This window comes from Mycoplasma suis str. Illinois (assembly GCF_000179035.2).
Taxonomy (GTDB): domain Bacteria; phylum Bacillota_I; class Bacilli_A; order Mycoplasmatales; family Mycoplasmoidaceae; genus Eperythrozoon_A; species Eperythrozoon_A suis.
Genome location: NC_015155.1, coordinates 525560 through 543854 on the forward strand (window position 1 = coordinate 525560; position 18295 = coordinate 543854).

Consider the following 18295-nt stretch of genomic DNA (forward strand, 5'->3'; position numbering starts at 1 on the left):
ATATTTCATTTTTAACTTGATTTAATGTTTCTTTTGCTTGACTTCCAGCCGTAACTTCTTGTTGTTGGTTGCTGCCCCCCCCGCAGGATTATTTCTATTTCCTTCATTTATTGCATCTTCTATTGACTCAAAAACTCCTTCTCATTTTTCAAAAAATTCATTAAATTGTTTCAATAATTTTCTCTCGGAAGAAAGACTTTCCAAAACAGATAGAACTTTCAATTTTCTTTCTCTTTGATCTTTTAGTCAAGAGGAAACTTCGGATAAGTTACCCATGACATCGGAATGCTTTTTATAGTTTTCCTTTAATTCGCTCTCTTCGCTAGTAATGGAATTTAAAAATTCTTCCAATCCTTTATTCTTTAAGTCTTTTAAATCTACTGAATTCTTAATTGCTTTAGTCAATTCTTCACTCAAAAGACTTAATGTCTTTAACTTTTCTCCTTCCTCTTTTAAAAATTTCTCTGAATCTTTATTGTCTGAAGAAGAGGCTCCAGAAAACAAAGAGAAATTTCCTAATCCATAAGGAATTAAGTAAGCTGAAAGGCCGGATGTTCCGGCCAATAAAATTCCTGCAGTTAATGTTTTGGAAAATAAAAACATTTTTTATCTATTGAAAACTCTATATAAAAACTAAGAAATCTGTTTCCAGAGCGGACTTCATAGTAAAAAAATTGATTTTTTAGTATTAAGAATTTCTAATAAAAAATTTAAATTCTCTCTTTTCGCATAGCAAATAGATATGGTATTGTTAAGTTGTTTTTTCTTTATAGAAAGAACAACTAATTTCTACTCTGATTCTTTCCTCCACCACTTTACATTTCTTTCTTAAAGAAGGAAATCCTTTGTCTAAATCCAAATTATCATTAATTTCTTTATTTTCTAAATCGTTTTGTTGAGTTTTTCAAGTTTTCAACATTTCATTAACTTGTTGTTTTTCTCCAGTTATTCACAAACCGATTATTTGTTCATTTTTATTTCTTTCATTAATCTCTTTAGTCCAGGGAGTATCACAATTTTCTAATATCTTTGCACCTTCTTCTTTGTTTTCCCTAGAAAGAGTTCCGCATTCTTGTTTTTTTCCATTTTTAAATAAATATTCTCAGGTAAATTCAGAATTTTTAGCTAATTCTGAAAGCTTTTCTCCATTTAATCTGTTATTCAATTCAAGACCTCCTATTGCTAAACCGCTACCAAGAATTCCAATAGCTAAAGATGTTAGGACTCCTTTAAGTCCTATCACTTAATTATTTAAAGAATATTTTTAAACCTTTTCTTTAAATTATTGGTTATCTGACTGCGTCTCTGACGAGTCAGATGGTTTAGATTTTTTCTCAAATTTACAAATTATTTCCACATTTCCTTCCTTCTCTTTAATTTCACATTTACTTTCTGTTTTTAGAGAATTAATTCCTCCTTCCGTTTTTATTTGTTCGTTTAATTCTTTATTGTCTATATCATTATTGGAATCTTTTCAAACATTCAGCATACTCTCAACAGATTCTTTATTTCCGGAAACCCACAATCCTAAGATATTCTCTCCAGAATTTTTATTTTTTATTTCTTTTGTTCAAGGGGTGACACATTTTTCTTCTCCAACTTGAGCGCCCTCTCCGTCATTTAATTTCAGACTACCACAGATAACCTTCTTATCATTTTTCAAAACATATTCTCAAGAAAACTCTTCACCTATTTGAATATCTTGTTTTAAGTCTTTATTAGTTAAATTCTTTAAGCCCATATATTCTTTACCTGCATATACTGCTCCACTACCAGCAATTCCAACCAACAACATTCCTGAAAATATTTTTCCAATTAAAGCTAAACTTGCCAATTTAGTTCTTTATATATAAATTAAAGAAGCCGCTCTGTAAGCGACTTCAAAAGTCAAAAATTGAAATTTTATTTATTTCTTTCCACCAAAGCATCACATTGATTTTTTTCTTTAAATTGGGAGTTTTTGCAGATAATGTTTTTTATTACTCCTTCATAATTTTGGAAAAAAATCATTTTTTCTTTTACTTCTAATCATTCTTTGTGAATTTCCGATAATTTTTGCTTAGTTTCATTCAATTTCTTAATAATTTCATTGGATTTTTCTTGAAGTTCTTGCCCATCGAAATAAAGAGAAGAAAACAATCTTTCTAAAGAGAGAATATTTAAAGAAACATTAAGAAGTGATGAATCTATTAAATCTTTTTGTTTGGAAAGGGAGGTTCTTTCCAATTCATCACTTTTTTGAAAAATTTTTTTAATATTCTCTCTTTCTGAAGAAATTTGTTTGCGAACTTCTCTTAATGTTTCTTTAGCTCTTTTTCCCTCGGTTTCTTGTTTCCCCCCCATTAGAATCTGAATTTTGAGCTCTTAATTCATTATTCTTATCTCCACTATCTATAGCTTCTAGGATTGAACTAAATAATTTTTCTCAATTTTCAAAAAATTCATTAAATTTTTTCAGTAACTTTATTCCACTTGAAATATTCTCTAATTCTGCTAACACTTTCATTTTTCTATTTCTTTGATCTGAAATCAAAGAAGAAATTCTGGAAAGATTTTTAATTACTCCTGAATGATTTTCGAAAACTTCAGACAATTTACTTTCTGTTTGAGAGATTGTCTTTAAAGCTTCTTCTATTCCTTGATTTTTTATATCCTTAATACTCTCTGAATCTTTTATTGCTTTGGATAATTTTTCAAGTAAGGGTTTTAATATTTCCAACTTTTCTTCCTCTTCTTTTATGAATTTTTCTGAACTTCCATCCTTCAAAGAAATATTGTCCGTAGAAAATATGGAATTTTGTGCCAAGCTATAGGGGATTAAATAAGCTGAAAGTCCTGAAGTTCCTGCCAAAATAACTCCTAAAGTTATTACTTTTGAAAAAGTAAACATTCCTAAATATTCAAAGAAAATTTACACTTATTCCCCCTTAATGAGGATCTCAAGAATTTTTAATTATTCTTTCGATAAAGTTAAACATTCATTCTCATCTGAATTTTGAAAATTCTGGCAGATTTTATTTTTAGTTTGTCCTTCATAATTTTGAAAAACAAGAATATCTTTTTTTATTTCTTCCCACTCCTCATTAACTCTCTTAATTTCTTTCTTCAAATTATTCAAACTATCTATTGTTTGATTAATTTGAATTTTCTTTCCAGAAGCTTCCGCACTTAAATAAGAAATTAAGACTTTTAGGGAAGTCATATTCAATTTCAGTTTGAAAATGAAATCAAACAATTCTACCTCTTTTTTCACTAATTTCAATTCGAGTAAATCTTCTCCTTTGAGGAGGATGTTTTTTAATTCTTCGGAAATTGAAGAAAATTCTCTCTTAACACTTTCTAATGTTTCTTTAGCTTTTTCTGATTCTCTTTTTTCTTGACTTCCTGATTGCCCCCCCCCCAGCAGAACCGGAAGAGGAAGAAGAACTTTCTGACATTTGTGGTGTATTTTGTGAGCCTTTATTTATCTCTTCCACTATTTTTGTGGAAGATCCTTCTCAACTTTTAATAGCTTCATTCAATTTTTTCAATAATTTTTTTTGATAAGAAACATTTTCTAATTCAGATTGTTTTCAGAACGATTCTAGATTTAATCTATGCAATTCTTCCGACAACTTAAGAATTAAATTAATAATTTTTAAATCTTTTTCGTAAAGATTAGTTAAGTTTCCCTCTTCTTTCGAGATAGAGGAGAAAAGTTTTTCTATTTTTTCTTGCTTAAGATTTCTCAATTCAAATAAATTTTTTAGAGCTAAAAATAATTTTTCTTTCAAAGAATTAAGGAGATCTAAGTTTTCTTTTTCTGAGATAGAAAAATTTTCTAATGTTTTTTCTGAAGAGATGGGGGAAGAAAACAAAAAATCTTTAGATTTTCCTCCCAAACCATAAGTAATTAAGTAACCTGAAAGTCCGGAACTTCCGGCCAATAAAGCACCTAAAGTTATTATTTTTGAGAAAGTAAACATTCTTTCTATAAAGTTAAAAGATCCGCTCTCAGAGCGGGTTTAATGTTAAAAATTCATAATTTTTGACTATTCTTTTTCATTTGAGACTAAACATTTATCTTTTTCTGAGAACTGAATATTCTTGCAAATAATTTTTTTAATTTTTCCTGCATAATTTTGGAAATAAATAATTTTTTCTTTCAGTTCTATTCATTCTTCGTGAACTTTTCTTAATTCCTCTTTCGAAATATTTAATTCAGAAATAGTTTTATTTATTTGCAATTGAAGCTCAATGGAAACCATATTTAGATCTACAGAAAAATCTTTAAGTATAGAAGCAGTTTCCTCTAATCTTTCCAAAAGTAATTTTTGTCTAACTTCAGACATTTGCAATTCATTTTCTGTTTTTCAAAATTTTGCTAATTCTTGTTGCAAACTTACTTCCATTAAAGAAAAAGTTACTCTAACATCTTCTAATGCATTTTTTGCATTTCTGCTGGCTTCACTAGCTTCCTTATTATGTTCATTCTCAGTATTTTGTGCCCCCCCCGAGATTCTGAACTTTCAGAATTATTTCTATCTATTTCCTTAACCACAGAACTCAATAATTTTTCTTGCGCCTTAATGAACTTATCTAATTGATTCAATAAATTTTTCAAATAATTTATTGTTTTTAGATTTGATTGAATTTTTAACTTATTCTCGTTTTGATTAGAAATTTCTTTTAAAGTGGAAGATAATTTCTGAATTATCTTCAAATTTTTATTGTGAAAATCTATTAGTTTATTTTCTGTTTCCAGAATTTTTTGAAAAAATTCTTTCATTTTTCCATCTTTAATATCTTTTAGATTTATAGAATTTTTAACAGCTTTTTCTAATTCTTCCAGAAGAGGATTCAAAGTTTCTAACATTTTCTTTTCTTTTTCAGAAAAATCTTTAATATTTTCGGAAACATTGGAGTCGCTCTGAGAGGAAAATAAAAAATCTTTAGCTTTTTCTCCCAAACTATAAGGAATTAAATAGGTTGAAAGGCCGGTTGTTCCGGCCAATAAAACCCCTAAAGTTATTACTTTTGAGAAGGTAAACATTTAACTATTTTTAGAAATTACCACCCCAAAATTCAAGCCTTTCAATTGTTCTCTAACTATTATTTTTGAAATAAATTTTTTGAAAAATCTTTGCAATTCACTGTTTCTTCTCGAGAATCACTTATATATTTATGTTCAGAATTTTTGCAAATAGCATTTTTCAAAATTCCTCCATAATTTTGAAAAGAAGCTATTTTCTTTTTAATCTCTTCTCAATCTTGATTTGCTTGTTTTAACTTTTCTCTTAATTGGTTCAATTCTTCTATTTTTTTATTAATTTCTTTTTGTTTTTCTAAAGATTTTTCTTGTAGGCCGGCAACCGATAAGTTTAGAAAAGCTATGCTGGTACGTAAATTCACGAAATAAAAAGTTAAACTAGTTTCTTCTTTCAATAATTCTCCTTCCTTTTTACTTTTTTCCAATAACAAAGAAGTTAGAGAGGCTTGAACTTTTTGAAAATTTTCATTAACTTCTTCTAATGTTTTCTTTGCTTGCGTTGAAGCGCTAGTGCCCCCCCCCGCAGAAGAAGTTGTGCTAGAAGTTTGATTTTCTTTATCTTTCTCTTCTATTAATTTCACAATCGGCTCTAAGTTGCCATATAAAGAATTAATGGATTCTCCTATTTTTTTCATCAAATTTTGCAAGTACTCATTTCTTCTTAAATTTGCTTCAATCTCCATTTTTCTATTACTTTGTTGTTTAGCTTCTCCAAGCAATTTTTCTATATTTTCTATGAGCTCTTTATTTTTCTGATAAAGGGATGAAAGTAAGGAATCAGTGCTAGTTATAGATTGCATAAAGTTTTGCATAGATTGATTAATTAAGTCCCGCAACTCAATAGATTTTTTTAGAGTTTTTGTTAATTCAGAGAACAAAATTCTTAATTGCTCTAGTATTTCTTTTTCTTCTTTCGAGAAATTTTCCCATTTTCCTGAAGAAGAAGAATATGAAGATTTAAAGAGGGCTTCATTGACTGAATTTTTTGAGCCACTCAAATAATAGGGAATTAAGTAGGCTGAAAGCCCAGAACCTCCAGCCAACACAACTCCTAGAGATATTACTTTAGAGAAAGTAAACATTTAGTTATTCATGTAAAACTAAAGAAACCGCTCTAGAAGAGGGTTAAATTTAATTTTTATTCTTTCTTGTTGGGAGAATTTTCTTCTTCTTTTTCGCAATCTATTTTGAAATATTTCTCCGCTATTGAAAAATTTTTGAGTTGTGAATTTTGACAAATAGCATTTTTAAGAGAGCCTGAATAATTTTTAAAAACAGGTATTAAATCTTTTAAGTCTTCTCACTCATCATTAATTTCTTTAAGTTCTTTTCTATATTTGTTTAACTCATTTATTTGTTTATTAATTTCTTCTTGTTTTTCTTTTCTCTTCTCATTAAGTCCTGAAATTAACAAATTCAAGAAAGCCATGTTAGCTTGTAAGTTGTAAATTGCGGAAGTAAATTTTGCTCTATTCAATAAAAATCCTGTAGTTAATTGACTTTGTTGAAGAGACATAGAAGCTAAAAATAATTGAACTTCTTCAAATTTCTTTTTCACTTCTTCTAATGTTTCTTTAGCTTTTCTTGAGGCTTCGCTGCCAGAGCTTTTTGTTCCTGTGCCCCCCCCGAGGAATTATTTTTATTCATTTCTTCTTTATTTATTGCTTCTGTAGTTGTCTCGAAAATTTATTTAAATGATCAATTAATTCTTTTAGCTGGGACAATAATTTTCCATAATATTCGGATTCCTTCAATTTAGACTCATTATCCAACTTATTCTTAGTTTGCTTCTTTATCTCCTCATACAATCCCTCAACTCTACTCATTATTGTTTGACTTTCTTTATAAAGAGAAGATAACTTTGTATCTGAATTGAAAATTTTTTCCATAAGTTCTTTCATAGATTTATATTTCAAATCTCTTAATTGAATGGACTTTTTAACAATTTCTGCAAATTTTTCATATAAAGGATTCAAATCTTTAAGTTTTTGCTCTTCTTCTTTGGAGAATTCTCCCAAATCATCAAAAGGGTGTGGAAGATTTCTGTCCTCAAAGAAAGTTTTTCCGGCAGTATTTTCAGAATCTTTTAGATAAAAGGGGATTAAGTAAGCTGAAAGTCCGGAACCTCCGGCTAATAAAACTCCTAAAGTTATTACTTTTGAAAAAGTAAACATTGATTAATTCAAAAAACTATATAAGATAGCTTAAAGACTCTGTTTTTTTGGTCAAAAACTATTATTGGGATGATTTTTCACAATTTATTTTTTCCTCATTTTCAATTAATTCATCTAATTGAAGTTCCGAATTCTTACAGATAGCATTTCTAAGAACTCCTTCATAATTTTTGAAAAAAATAACTTTTTCCTTAATATCCTCTCATTCTTTGTTAATTTCTCTCAATTCTTTTCGCAATTTATTTAATTCCTCTATCTTTTCATTTATTTTTTCTTGATTTTCTTTTGATTTCAAGTTAAGGGATGATACTAACAAATTAAGTAAAGAAATATCTGCCCTTAAAGAAGATAGATAAAGTAACAGGTCTGCTCTTTTATTCAAAACAATTGAAGTTAATTTTTCTTTTTGTGTTGACAAATCAATAAAAAATATTTGTTGTTTTTGGAAGTTCAATTTCACTTCCTCTAATGTTTCTTTTGCTCTTTTAGAAGCTTCGCTATTGGAATTTTCTTGATGTCCCCCCCCGAAGTAGAGGAGGATTCTTGTCCTTTCTCTATTGCCTCAATAGTTGTTTCGAAAAAACTAAGTAATTTTTCTATTGAGCTTCCCAGTTGTTTTAATCAACTTTCAGAACTTTTACTTTGAATTAATTCAGATTCGGCACTCAACTTACTTATTTCTTTTTTCTTAATAATTTCACTAAATTTTTCTAATTCTGAGATAATCTTTTCTCCATTCTCGTAAAGACTAGATATTTGTGAATCTGTATCTAAAGATGATTTAAAAAGCTCTTTCATTTTTTCATACTTAAGACCTCCGAGAACAAAAGATTTTTTCAAAATTTCAGATAATTTTTGGAAAAGAATTTTTAAATCTCCCAATAATTCTTTTTCTTTTGAGGAAAAATTTTCTAGATTGTCTGACTTATCGTAGGAATTGGAAAACAATGTTTTGTTTACTCCTTCTGGCTTTGCTTCGCTTAAGTAATAAGGAATTAAATAGGCAGACAACCCAGAAGTTCCGGTCAATAAAACTCCTAAAGTTATTACTTTCGAGAAAGTGAACAATTTAGTTAGTTAAAAATTCTATATATAAAAACTAAAGAATCCGCTCTGGAAGCGGTTTCAACATTCAAAATTTTCATTTTTTTAATAAAAACTAATTCTGATTTTTCTTTAAATCTCTTTTATATATTTATTTCTTTATTTTCGAAAAAAGAATAATTCTCTGGTATTACAAATGTTTATTAAAAATTATTTAAAGTTAAGTGGTTCTTCATAAGCCCTTTTATTATAAGGTTTTTTTAATAACATGAAATTGTATATTAGGTAATTACTGATAGTTAATTGATATTTTTTAAATATCTATTAACAGCTATCATCTCCTTGACTGGAGGGGCTAACTCTATTATCTTTCTTACCCCTGCGGGGGGGGGCATCACAAACCTAAGTTGACAAAAACTTAACAAAGATTTAGAAAAAGGGTTTGCCAAACAGGCAAACCAAATTGATGAACAAACCAAAAGAATTAAAAAAGAGGAACAAGAAAGTAAAAAGAATTTTGAAACACTAAGCAAAAAGAACGAAACAAATAAAAGAAAAAGAAGGGAAACTGAACAAAAAAGAGAAGAATTAGAGAAACAAAGTGAACAAACAGCTGAATCTATTAAGCAAAAAGAAAAAGAACTTAAGAGTAAAAAAGAAGAAATAACAAATAAATTGAAAGAGGAAAATAAAAAATTATTTGATAAGGCAAAAGAATCTGCCCAAAAATTTAATGCAAAAATACAAAAGGTCTATCAAGAAAATTCCAATAAATTAAAGAAAGCTCTAGAAGATTTGAAAACTTCAAATGAACAATTAATTTCTGAATTAGCAGAAAAAATTAATGATTTACCAAATCAAATATTCAAATTTAACGAAAAAAACCAAGAAAATGGCTCTTCCTCTTCTAAAAGCGAAAAACAAAAATAATTTTTAAGAAGTAATGAAGAAAAAAGAGGCTTACGCCTCTTTTCTTTTTTATCTAATTTCTCCTACTCGTGTTCTTTTCCTCTTTCAAACTTACAAGCTATTTCAATTCTGTTATCTCCTTCTTTTCTATTTATTTGACATTTTTGACCCATCGACAAGTAGGAAGCACTTCTTGAAATAATTCTTAATTTATCACTTAATTCTTTATTATTCAAATCATTTCTTTGGTTTTCTCATCACTGAGAAAGCATAGAATCAATAATTTCTTCCTCCCCTATTATTCATCAACCTATTACATTATTTCCAATATTTTCTCTTCTAACTCTAGAAGATCAATGAGTGTCACATTTTGTTTCTTCATTTTCCTTACCAAATCTTTTAAACTCTTCTTTATTTCCAGTTTTTAAGTAGTATTCTCACTTAAAAGATTCTTCTGGAGAAATTACTTTCTTTAATTGATAACCACCTACAGCTAATCCACTACTAGCTGCCCCAACAGCTAATAATCCTCCCACAACTTTAGCCAATAGAGTCATTATTTAATATTCTTTTTCCTTAATTAAAAATATTAAGGAAAAAATAAAGAATTAATTAGTAAAAATGTCTTTTCAAAGATCTTTCAAATTTTCTTTCAATTCCAATAAATTTTCCCTTAAATAGAAATTTTCAAAACCTTTTATATCATCTTTCTTTAACAAGCCTTATATCTCTTTCTCTAAAGAAAATCACTTTCGCTTATCAGCCTGAATTTTCTTTAGATATGACAAAGCTCTAGTGGAAATTCAACTTTCATAAAAATGAGAGTTTAAACATTATTACTCGCAAAAAATTTCTACTTTTTTCAATTTCAAGTCTTCTTTAATGTGACATTTATTTTCCTTATCTTTTTTAAGAGAAGAAATTCCTTCTTTGGTTTTTCACTTATAGGTATTTTCTCCTTTAAAGGTTTCCCAACTTTTTAAGAAAAGATCAACTTTTTCCATATCTCCTATTATTCATCATCCAATCTCTTTCTTTATATTCTCTGAACTAACTTTTTTAGATCAAGGAGTTATACATTCGACAACCTTACCTTCTTCATTTTCTAACCTACCACATTCTTTTTTATTCTTATTGCTTATTAAAAAATACTCTCAAGAATATTCTGATGTCTTAGCTAATTCAGAAATACTTTCATCTATAAATCTTTTCTTAAATTCATAACTTCCAAAAGTTAATCCTCCGCCAACAGTTCCTGCAAGAGCTATCCCTCCTACAACTTTAGTTAGAAGTGAAAGGGATGTCATCCCTTACTTCTCTAAAGACTTAATTTTCCAAACAAACTATTTCAACTCTATTGTTCTCATCTTTTATTTGACATTTATTTCTAACCTCTAATTCTTTAATATCTGACTCTATCTTGTAACTTTTACTCTCTCCTCTTAAATCATTATCTTTTCATTCTGACAAAATTTCGGTCACTTTATCTTTTCTACCTCTTATTCATAAACCTTTCTTATTTGGATTCTGTTCTTTAATTTGCTTGTATCACTGAGTAACACAAACATATTTCTTCTCAACTCTTTTTATTTCTAAATCTTCATGATATCCTGCAGCCTTAACTTCTATTTCCCATTGACATATATCCTGTTCATTTCCCTCAACAGATACAGTTTCCCATAATAAATCCTCTTCTTTTGGAGCTTCAACAACTTCTTCGATAATATCATCTCCCGAATTATCTACTCTTTCATTCTTTTGGTTTTGTTCCCCTTCAGGTTTTTCTAAAAACTTAAAAACACCATAACTACCACCAGCTAATCCAGCGAAAGATCCGCCTGCAATTAATAATATTTTGGAAATGCCTAAAGTCATTACTGGTTAAAAACTAGCTTTTTAACTTTTTTCTCTTATCTTCTTCACCCTCAACTTCCATTTCTTGCTCAACATTTTGTTTATTCTCCCCCACCATAGCATCTCTTAGAAGAATGTTGTAAGATAAATAGCTTGAACCGAATATGCCTGCGGTTCCCACAATCATGGACATAATTTTGCACCTAAAACTTACCGACATTTATATTCGATTAAACCATTACTTCCCTTCTCTTGCTTTTGACAAATTTGATCTAATCCCTTAACTCCTTCAACTTTTTTCTTAGCTTCTTCTGTTAAACCTTCCAAAAATTTTTGGAAGGAACTATTAGATTCATTTATTGTTTCACTAATTATTTGTTCTTGTCCTCTTATTCACAATTTGTATTCACCTCCTCCTGAATTAAATTGATGAGATCAATTGGTATTGCATCCAACTTTAATTACTTCGTTTTCTAATTGCGTTTCATTATCTTTAGTTTTTTCTCGTCTTACACAAATTTTTTGAATATCTTGTTTTCCCTCTAGATTTCCAGAAGTCATCACCATTTCCCACATTATTTGTTCATCTTTTACTGTGATTTTGTTTTCTTCTTCATATCGTTTTTTATCTGGAGAAACTATTTGAGTATCAGTTCTAAATCAAGTGTTAATTCCATAACCACTTATAGAAAGTCCCCCTAAAGATCCCATCAAAGCTAGTATTGCAGCTGTTTTAGGAAACATTATTGTTTTTTTCTAATACTTAATTATTTATGAAAAGGAGAATAAAAACTCCCTTTTTCACAAGAAGAATTAAATAATTTTTTCTATCAACCTCTTCTTTTTTTAATAATTAAACCACTTCTACCTATTTCCACATCTCTAAATCTAAGTTTCTTTATATTTTCTTTGATCAATGTATCAAATAAACTAACTCTTCCAGTCCTTAAACTTCTTACTCTCAATCTATCAAAACTAAAGTCTTCAAGATCTGGAGACTTTAAGTGAAAAATTGAACTTCTACTTCTAAATAAGAAATTTCTTCTAAGGAAAAAAGGTCTTGAAGTGAGCCTCCTGAAATATGGAATTTCACTCCTTCTTTTTCATAACTTGCTATTTTTAACAAATTCAATTATTGGTCTCGCGCAGATCTCTATCCTTATTCTTATAGATTCCTTTAAGAGGTGCCTGCGCAACTCACTTGAGTCCATTTCTTTAACCACGTTAATTTTTTAAGACTGCTCCTCCTTAAAAATTTATACTTCTTTGCCTTTTTTATGTTTATGAACTAGATGGTGGGACAAAATTTTCTCCAGCCAATCAAATTTCTATATTTTTAGATCTTTTATTTTTTCTTAGTCTTCCAGATTTTCTAGGAAGTCTAATCTTCAAGAAAGATTGTTCTTTTTCTCCATTAAGTTTTGGAGAATTCAAAAAACAATTTCCTTTCAAATAAGTTATTCCGGTATTCTTAATCCCTCCGAACATTCTCTACTTACTTAATGTTTTGAATTTCCAAAAAGGAATAAATAAATATTACTTTAATCTTTCGGGCATGTAATTTCAACTCTCTTTTTAAAGAAATTTCCATCTTGCACTTCGCATACTCCCCTTAAATCTTGAACAGTTACTGGTTGTTTCTGAATTTCGTTATCTTGTTCTGAAGCACTTTGATTTCTACCTAACTTAGTAGCTAAATCTTCTCCCAACAAAATCTCGTATTTCAACATTTCATTAATTGTTTCTTCACTTCTACCTCTTATTCACCATCTATCTTTTTCGTCTTTTTTATTTTTGTAATCCTTTATTAGCTTCTGAAACCAATTAGAGTCACAGAAACCTTTTGTTTCACATTCTTGAGGCTCTGATTGTAAATTTTTATCTCTCTTTTTCTTATTGACAATTTCTTCAGGAAGTTCACAAATTATTCTTTTCTCAGAACCTTCTTTATCTTTCAAAATTCATAAGGATTGTCAGGGAAATTCTTCCCTTTCAAATAAATAAGTTGAACCATAAAGACTACCTCCAAATGTAGCTGCAGTGAAGAAAGTTAGAGTTACAACTTTCGCGACTTCCCCAGACAAAAGTTTTTAAATTATCTCCCCAGAAGTATTAATTTTTTAGCTTTCTAGACAAACTATTTCTATTTTTCTTCTAAAGAAAGTTCTGTCTGTTACAGAACAAAACTTTCTTAAATCTTCAATTTTTAAATCAGGCTGTTCTTCTTGGGAGGGGGGTTCATTTTTTCTTCCTAATTTTTCAGGTATTTTTTCTCCAGCTAAAGGTTCTCCCTTTAGCATTTCACTAATTGTTTTTTCATCCCTACCCCTTAATCATCAACCATCTTTTTTCTTTTCCTTGTTATTTTTTATGATTTCTTGGAATCAAGGGGAAGAATTACAATAACTTTCTATTTCTCTATTTGTTTCGGAATCTTTTTTCAATTTGCTCTTCCGAACAAAATCATTAGGAAGATTGCAAATTGTTCTTCAATTTTCATTATTTTCTGCTTGTTTTTCTTTATATATTCATAAAGACTGTCAGGGAATTTCTTCCTCCTTGAACAATATTGTTGAACCATAAAGACTACCTCCGAATGTAACTAAAGTCAAGCAAGAAAGTGTCGCAATCTTTGCAGTTCCTATTGACAAATTAATTTACAAACCTATTCTCCTGAGCACATTATTTCAATTCTTCTATTAAAGAAACTTCTCTCCTTAACTTGACAAGCACCCCTTAATTCTTCTACTGTTAAATCTTTTTCTAGAGATTTTCCTCCAGTAGTTTCTGTTCCATTCTCTTCACTTCTTTTTAATTTCTTAGATATTCCTGCTCCCCATAAAGGTTCGTGCTTCAACATATCATTAATTGTTTTTTCATCTCGTCCTTTTATTCATCATCTATCTTTTCCTTGCCCCTCATCTTTATGTTTTCTAAGAATTTCTTGAAATCATTGCGATTCACAAGGACCTTCAATTTCTTTTTTCTCTGAAGGTTCTTGTGTAACTTTTTTGATTGGATTACTTTCTGGTAATTCACAAATTACTTTTCTTCCGTTTGAATTATCCTTTAGTATTCAAATGGATTTTCAAGGAATATCTTCCTCCTTGAACAATATTGTGGATCCATAAAGACTACCTCCAAATGTAGTTAATGCAAAAAAATGTAAGTGCTGTAACTTTTACAGCACTTACTGCCAAAAGTCCTTAATCCATTACTTTAATGTCTTTATTTCTAGAAAAGGAATAACTTAGCCATAATTACTTTTCTAAACAAGTTATTTCAACCCTTCTCTTATATCAAGTTCTTTCTTTTACTTCACAATTTTTCTTTAAAACTTCAACAGTTAGTTGAGGTTGAGTAGATTCATCCGACTGTGTCTGTCTTTCTGGCTTTGTTTCTTTTCCTAACTTTTTAGGAATTCCATCTCCCAATAAAGTTTCATGCTCCAACATTTTGTTAATTGTTTCTTCATCTCTACCCCTAATCCATCAGCCATCCCCTTGTATGTTTTTATTCTTCTCAATTATTTCTTGAAATCATTTTGAAAATTTGCAATTATTTTCTAAATCAAAAATATTTGGCTCTTGCCCAGAAACAAGATCTCTTTTAGATCTTCCTTTTGGATCTTTATTTTTAGTTAATGAATCTGGGAGTTCACAAACTTTTCTTCAATTTTGATCTGAGTTTTTTTCTTTATATATTCATAAAGATTGTCAAGGAATACTTTCTTCCTTAAAAATTTGTGTCGAGCCATAAAAACTTCCTCCTAATGTAGACAAAGTTAAACAAGTAAGGGCTGTAACTTTTACAGCCCCTCCAACCAAAGTATTTAGTCTTTCTTTTTAATACTTTGTTGATCTTCCAAGCAAGTTATTTCTATTTTTCTACTAAAGAAAGTTCTCTCCTTAACTTCGCAATATTTTCTTAAATCTTCAACTTTTAAAGAAGGCTTTTCTTCAACATTTTTAGGTGGATTCTCAACTTTTCTTTCTAATTTTTCTGGTATCTTATCTCCCAGTAAAGGTTCATTTTCCAACATTTTGTTAATTGTCTCTTCATCTCTACCCTTAATTCACCAACCATCTTTCTGCTTACTTTTGTTATCTTTTATGATTTTTTGAAATCAATCAGAAAGATTGCAGTGATTTTCTGCTTCTGGACTACTAGGTTCTTGTTGTGATCCCTGTAAATCTCTTTTTACTTTTTTGCTAGATTTATTCTTTTTGGTCAATTCTTCAGGAAGTTCGCAAACTTCTTTTCAAGTTCCTGAATCTTCTTGTGAATCTTTGTAGATTCATAAAGATTGTCAGGGAATTTCTTCCTCCTTAAAAATTTGTGTTGATCCATAAATACCACTCCCAAAAGCTGCCAAAGAAAAACAAGTTAAAGCTGTAACTTTTATAGCTCCCAAAAAATTAATTACTTATTTTTCTTTCAGAAAGAAATTAATTTAACTTTTTATTATATTTAGAAATTTCAATTCCTTCTCCCTAAAGGGAGAAGTAGAAAAAGAAACTTTATTTAATTAAGTGGTTGCTTGAGGCTTTGAACATTTTATGTTTATTCAACTATCTTTATCTGTTTTTTCTTTGTAATCGCATTTTTCTTTTAAAACCTGAAGGGTTATTTTCTCAGAATCATCATTGGAATTATCACTAACTGAAGAATCTCCTCTTCTTTTATTGAAAAAATCTTCATAAAAAGTTTCAGTTCCTAATATTCCTAAAACTGAGTCTTCACTTCTAGCTCTAACAATCCATTCTGCTTTGGAACTTTCTTTATTCTTCTTGAGATTTTGCGCTCAAGAAGTAAAACAATTTCTTGTGATTTGCCCTCGTTCATCAATATTGTTTTTGACTCCTTCTTTTCTGTGAGAAATACTGCAAATGTTTTGTTGACCTTCTCCCAAAATTCAAACAGATTCTCACTCTACATCATTTTCCTCTAGATAATTGTCAGTAAGTAATCTATTTAATTCGAAGCCTCCTCCTAGGGAGGCTAAGGAAATAATAGAAATAGTGATAGCCTTTAAAGCTCTCAAAAAATTAATTAGCTAATCTGTTTTGCATTCAAAAACACAAATTTAACTTTCTATTATATTTTGGGAACTTAAATCCTTCTCCTTTCGGAGAAGAATTAATTTAACTAAGTCGTTGGATTTTTAGGACAGTTCAAAAATACTCAACCGTTTTTTTCTTTTTCATCTTTATATTCGCATTTTTGTTTCAAAAATTCAAGATTTATATCTATAGAATCTTTCTCTTGTCTTTGAGAGTCATTAACTCGATTAATTACTCCTTCGGGCTTTACTGTTCCACCCTCAAAAACACTTCCATCATAAATAGCTTCTGAAGCCAACATCTTTTTTATAAATTCATCATTTCTAGCTCTTACTTTTCATTCAGTTTTATCTCCTTCTTGACTTTTCTTTAAATTTTTTGCTCAAGAGGTAAAGCAATCACTAGCCACTTCACCTTTGCTTCCTATATTACTTTTCACTCCTTCTGTTGAGTGAGAAATACTGCAAATATTTTCATTTCTATCTTTAACTATTCAGACAGACTCTCACTCAATACCTTTTTCAAAGTCACTTTCATCAGTTAGAAATCTATTTAGCTCAAAGCCTCCACCAAGGGAAGCTAAGGAAATAATTGCTATAGTGAGAGTTTTTAAAGCTCCCAAAATTTAATTTTTCACTTAATTAAATTTTCTGTTTCGCCCCATAAAAAGCTTAGATACTTTCTAATTGTTTAGGTTCTTCTTTTGGACACTTAATAACAATTAAACCATTTTGTCTTACTTTCTCGTTGTAATGGCAGTGATTTTTGAAAACATCCACACTTAATCCATTGGAGAATTGTGGATATTTTTGACTATCTCTTAATTCACCAGCCAATATTTCTCCATTAACTAAATCTTCTATAGATTTTTGATCTTTGGCTCTAATAAATAATTCAGTTTTTAACTTACTGTTTTCCTTCGGAACATTTTTAGATCAGTAAGTTAGACATTCTTCTGAATATTTATCATTTTTTGATTTATGATTTGTTAACTTATCTTTTTCTTCTTTTTGTTTTTTAGTTAATAATTTACAGATTCTCTCTTTACCTCCTTCTAGAATTCACACAGACTCTCAGTAAACATTCTCATCTTTCTCATATCTATTCGATAATCAAAAACTAATTCCATAGCCTCCACCAAGAGAGGCTACAGTGAAAAAAGTTATTGTTGAGGCTTTTAAAGCTAAAACTCCCAAAACTTATATTTAATTTATTTCTCTGAAGCTGCAGGACAACTTATAACTATTCAATCTTCGACTTTGTCTTCTCCAGTGATATCACATTTACTTCTCAATAATTCCAAATTTATCTTGGCACTCGAGTTTTCTTTTCTTAAATAGTTTTCTATATTTTCACTCAATTGGGGTTCATTTTCCAAAAATTCATTTAAAGAATTCTTTTCTTTACCTCTAATTCATCATTCAGAATTCAACTTATTTGATTTTTGGAAAGATTTTTAGATCAAGATGTAAAGCAGGATCTTGTTGGGTGTCCATCCATTCCCAAATTAGTTCATTCTTTTTTATCGACATCCACTAAATTACATATTCTTTTATTACCTCCTTCTAGAATTCATACGGATTCTAAAGTTACTTTCTCTTCCTCTATATTTTGAGGAATTATTAATTTACTTAAACCATAGCCTCCTTCTAGGGAGGCTATAGTAAAAGTTGCTAGAGCAGCAACCTTTAAAGTTTTCAAGATCTATGACTTCGTGGGTTCAGTCGGAGGATTCTTTGGACATTTAACTATTATTCAAGATCCTTCAACATTTTCATTGAACTCACAGTTCTCTTCAAAAAAAGAAGTATTTTTATTTTCTTGCGAAAACTGTGGATACTTTTGAATGTCCGATAAATCATCTAATAATACTTCTTGAGTTAATACTTCTTTAACTACTTTTTCTTTTTCTCCCCCTCTCACTCATCACTCAGTTTTTAATTTTTTGTCTTTTATTCTGAGATTTTCTGCTCAAGAAGTAAAGCAAGGACCTTTAGACTTAATTCCTTCTGTTCCATTTTCAAAATTGTTAATTTCTTGATTATCTTTGGTTTTTAGTCAGCACAACTTTTCCTTTCCACCTTCCAATAATCAGACAGACTCTCACAAAACCTTTTCTTCTGGAACATAGTTTTTAAAAATTAATTTACTAAGTCCGTAGCCTCCCCCAAGAGAGGCTACAGTAAAAGCGCTTAGTAAAGAAACTTTAAGAGCTTTCAATC

General features: G+C 29.3%; 33 protein-coding genes. 1 reads left to right on the forward strand and 32 read right to left on the reverse strand.

Annotated elements, in window-relative coordinates:
* Positions 1 to 21 precede the first annotated feature (21 nt).
* The 14 genes from MSU_RS03145 to MSU_RS03215 form a co-directional block, all read right to left on the reverse strand.
* Positions 22 to 603 carry a hypothetical protein gene (locus tag MSU_RS03145; protein ID WP_013610013.1) on the reverse strand — a complete coding sequence of 194 codons (582 nt, stop codon included), beginning with the start codon at positions 601 to 603 and terminating at the stop codon, positions 22 to 24.
* A 148-nt stretch (positions 604 to 751) separates the two neighbouring features.
* Positions 752 to 1243, reverse strand: a complete 492-nt coding sequence (locus MSU_RS03150) for a hypothetical protein (protein ID WP_013610014.1) — start codon at positions 1241 to 1243, stop codon at positions 752 to 754.
* A gap of 39 nt (positions 1244 to 1282) precedes the next feature.
* The gene (locus tag MSU_RS03155) at positions 1283 to 1834 is read right to left on the reverse strand and encodes a hypothetical protein (protein WP_013610015.1); all 552 of its coding nucleotides are present in this window, start codon (positions 1832 to 1834) and stop codon (positions 1283 to 1285) included.
* A 68-nt stretch (positions 1835 to 1902) separates the two neighbouring features.
* A complete protein-coding gene (locus MSU_RS03160; protein WP_013610016.1) occupies positions 1903 to 2343 on the reverse strand; it encodes a hypothetical protein in 441 nt (146 codons plus the stop codon).
* Entirely contained in the window at positions 2306 to 2890 is a 585-nt protein-coding gene (locus MSU_RS03165) for a hypothetical protein (protein ID WP_013610017.1), read from the reverse strand. Before MSU_RS03165 ends, MSU_RS03160 begins: the two co-directional genes overlap by 38 nt.
* Positions 2891 to 2953: 63 nt before the next feature.
* Positions 2954 to 3235, reverse strand: a complete 282-nt coding sequence (locus tag MSU_RS03170; RefSeq protein WP_148221849.1) for a hypothetical protein — start codon at positions 3233 to 3235, stop codon at positions 2954 to 2956.
* Between the two features lie 115 nt (positions 3236 to 3350).
* Entirely contained in the window at positions 3351 to 3965 is a 615-nt protein-coding gene (locus MSU_RS03175) for a hypothetical protein (RefSeq protein ID WP_013610019.1), read from the reverse strand.
* Between the two features lie 66 nt (positions 3966 to 4031).
* Positions 4032 to 4391 carry a hypothetical protein gene (locus MSU_RS03180; protein WP_013610020.1) on the reverse strand — a complete coding sequence of 120 codons (360 nt, stop codon included), beginning with the start codon at positions 4389 to 4391 and terminating at the stop codon, positions 4032 to 4034.
* Between the two features lie 26 nt (positions 4392 to 4417).
* On the reverse strand, positions 4418 to 5032 hold the full coding sequence (locus tag MSU_RS03185) for a hypothetical protein (protein ID WP_013610021.1): 615 nt from the start codon (positions 5030 to 5032) through the stop codon (positions 4418 to 4420).
* Positions 5033 to 5091: 59 nt separating this feature from the next.
* Positions 5092 to 6111 (reverse strand): coiled-coil domain-containing protein, encoded by a 1020-nt coding sequence (locus MSU_RS04575; protein WP_013610022.1) that lies wholly within the window; start codon positions 6109 to 6111, stop codon positions 5092 to 5094.
* 56 nt (positions 6112 to 6167) lie between these two features.
* Positions 6168 to 6587 (reverse strand): hypothetical protein, encoded by a 420-nt coding sequence (locus tag MSU_RS03200; protein WP_013610023.1) that lies wholly within the window; start codon positions 6585 to 6587, stop codon positions 6168 to 6170.
* Between the two features lie 100 nt (positions 6588 to 6687).
* Entirely contained in the window at positions 6688 to 7203 is a 516-nt protein-coding gene (locus MSU_RS03205) for a hypothetical protein (protein WP_013610024.1), read from the reverse strand.
* A gap of 61 nt (positions 7204 to 7264) precedes the next feature.
* Entirely contained in the window at positions 7265 to 7663 is a 399-nt protein-coding gene (locus tag MSU_RS03210) for a BAR domain-containing protein (RefSeq protein WP_013610025.1), read from the reverse strand.
* A 5-nt stretch (positions 7664 to 7668) separates the two neighbouring features.
* Positions 7669 to 8271: a hypothetical protein gene (locus tag MSU_RS03215; RefSeq protein ID WP_013610026.1), complete on the reverse strand. Its 603-nt coding sequence runs from the start codon at positions 8269 to 8271 to the stop codon at positions 7669 to 7671.
* Between the two features lie 279 nt (positions 8272 to 8550).
* Here MSU_RS03215 and MSU_RS03220 point away from each other — a divergent pair, with 279 nt between their 5' ends.
* Positions 8551 to 9177 (forward strand): hypothetical protein, encoded by a 627-nt coding sequence (locus MSU_RS03220; protein ID WP_013610027.1) that lies wholly within the window; start codon positions 8551 to 8553, stop codon positions 9175 to 9177.
* Positions 9178 to 9239: 62 nt separating this feature from the next.
* Here MSU_RS03220 and MSU_RS03225 read toward each other — a convergent pair whose 3' ends face one another.
* The 18 genes from MSU_RS03225 to MSU_RS03300 form a co-directional block, all read right to left on the reverse strand.
* Positions 9240 to 9713 carry a hypothetical protein gene (locus tag MSU_RS03225; protein WP_013610028.1) on the reverse strand — a complete coding sequence of 158 codons (474 nt, stop codon included), beginning with the start codon at positions 9711 to 9713 and terminating at the stop codon, positions 9240 to 9242.
* Positions 9714 to 9992: 279 nt separating this feature from the next.
* Positions 9993 to 10463: a hypothetical protein gene (locus MSU_RS03230; RefSeq protein ID WP_013610030.1), complete on the reverse strand. Its 471-nt coding sequence runs from the start codon at positions 10461 to 10463 to the stop codon at positions 9993 to 9995.
* A gap of 19 nt (positions 10464 to 10482) precedes the next feature.
* On the reverse strand, positions 10483 to 11031 hold the full coding sequence (locus tag MSU_RS03235; protein ID WP_013610031.1) for a hypothetical protein: 549 nt from the start codon (positions 11029 to 11031) through the stop codon (positions 10483 to 10485).
* 13 nt (positions 11032 to 11044) lie between these two features.
* Positions 11045 to 11197, reverse strand: coding sequence for a hypothetical protein (locus MSU_RS04665; protein ID WP_158304038.1), 153 nt, complete (start codon positions 11195 to 11197; stop codon positions 11045 to 11047).
* Positions 11198 to 11220: 23 nt separating this feature from the next.
* Positions 11221 to 11754 (reverse strand): hypothetical protein, encoded by a 534-nt coding sequence (locus tag MSU_RS03240; protein WP_013610032.1) that lies wholly within the window; start codon positions 11752 to 11754, stop codon positions 11221 to 11223.
* Positions 11755 to 11837: 83 nt separating this feature from the next.
* Positions 11838 to 12233, reverse strand: a complete 396-nt coding sequence (locus tag MSU_RS03245; protein WP_013610033.1) for a hypothetical protein — start codon at positions 12231 to 12233, stop codon at positions 11838 to 11840.
* A 58-nt stretch (positions 12234 to 12291) separates the two neighbouring features.
* Complete coding sequence (locus MSU_RS03250; protein ID WP_013610034.1) at positions 12292 to 12498, reverse strand: hypothetical protein; 207 nt, start codon at positions 12496 to 12498, stop codon at positions 12292 to 12294.
* Between the two features lie 53 nt (positions 12499 to 12551).
* The gene (locus tag MSU_RS03255; RefSeq protein ID WP_013610035.1) at positions 12552 to 13094 is read right to left on the reverse strand and encodes a hypothetical protein; all 543 of its coding nucleotides are present in this window, start codon (positions 13092 to 13094) and stop codon (positions 12552 to 12554) included.
* Positions 13095 to 13130: 36 nt separating this feature from the next.
* The gene (locus MSU_RS03260) at positions 13131 to 13661 is read right to left on the reverse strand and encodes a hypothetical protein (protein WP_013610036.1); all 531 of its coding nucleotides are present in this window, start codon (positions 13659 to 13661) and stop codon (positions 13131 to 13133) included.
* A gap of 14 nt (positions 13662 to 13675) precedes the next feature.
* Positions 13676 to 14125 carry a hypothetical protein gene (locus tag MSU_RS03265; RefSeq protein ID WP_013610037.1) on the reverse strand — a complete coding sequence of 150 codons (450 nt, stop codon included), beginning with the start codon at positions 14123 to 14125 and terminating at the stop codon, positions 13676 to 13678.
* A gap of 145 nt (positions 14126 to 14270) precedes the next feature.
* A complete protein-coding gene (locus MSU_RS03270; RefSeq protein ID WP_013610038.1) occupies positions 14271 to 14837 on the reverse strand; it encodes a hypothetical protein in 567 nt (188 codons plus the stop codon).
* A gap of 5 nt (positions 14838 to 14842) precedes the next feature.
* Entirely contained in the window at positions 14843 to 15424 is a 582-nt protein-coding gene (locus MSU_RS03275; RefSeq protein WP_013610039.1) for a hypothetical protein, read from the reverse strand.
* 114 nt (positions 15425 to 15538) lie between these two features.
* Positions 15539 to 16054, reverse strand: a complete 516-nt coding sequence (locus MSU_RS03280; RefSeq protein WP_013610040.1) for a hypothetical protein — start codon at positions 16052 to 16054, stop codon at positions 15539 to 15541.
* A 104-nt stretch (positions 16055 to 16158) separates the two neighbouring features.
* Positions 16159 to 16695, reverse strand: coding sequence for a hypothetical protein (locus MSU_RS03285; protein ID WP_013610041.1), 537 nt, complete (start codon positions 16693 to 16695; stop codon positions 16159 to 16161).
* A gap of 49 nt (positions 16696 to 16744) precedes the next feature.
* Positions 16745 to 17269 carry a hypothetical protein gene (locus MSU_RS03290; RefSeq protein WP_013610042.1) on the reverse strand — a complete coding sequence of 175 codons (525 nt, stop codon included), beginning with the start codon at positions 17267 to 17269 and terminating at the stop codon, positions 16745 to 16747.
* Between the two features lie 14 nt (positions 17270 to 17283).
* On the reverse strand, positions 17284 to 17505 hold the full coding sequence (locus tag MSU_RS04385; RefSeq protein WP_013610043.1) for a hypothetical protein: 222 nt from the start codon (positions 17503 to 17505) through the stop codon (positions 17284 to 17286).
* On the reverse strand, positions 17460 to 17774 hold the full coding sequence (locus tag MSU_RS03295) for a hypothetical protein (protein WP_013610044.1): 315 nt from the start codon (positions 17772 to 17774) through the stop codon (positions 17460 to 17462). The genes MSU_RS04385 and MSU_RS03295 overlap by 46 nt, the downstream gene beginning before the upstream one ends.
* A 3-nt stretch (positions 17775 to 17777) precedes the next feature.
* On the reverse strand, positions 17778 to 18293 hold the full coding sequence (locus MSU_RS03300) for a hypothetical protein (RefSeq protein WP_013610045.1): 516 nt from the start codon (positions 18291 to 18293) through the stop codon (positions 17778 to 17780).
* Between the last annotated feature and the right edge of the window lie 2 nt (positions 18294 to 18295).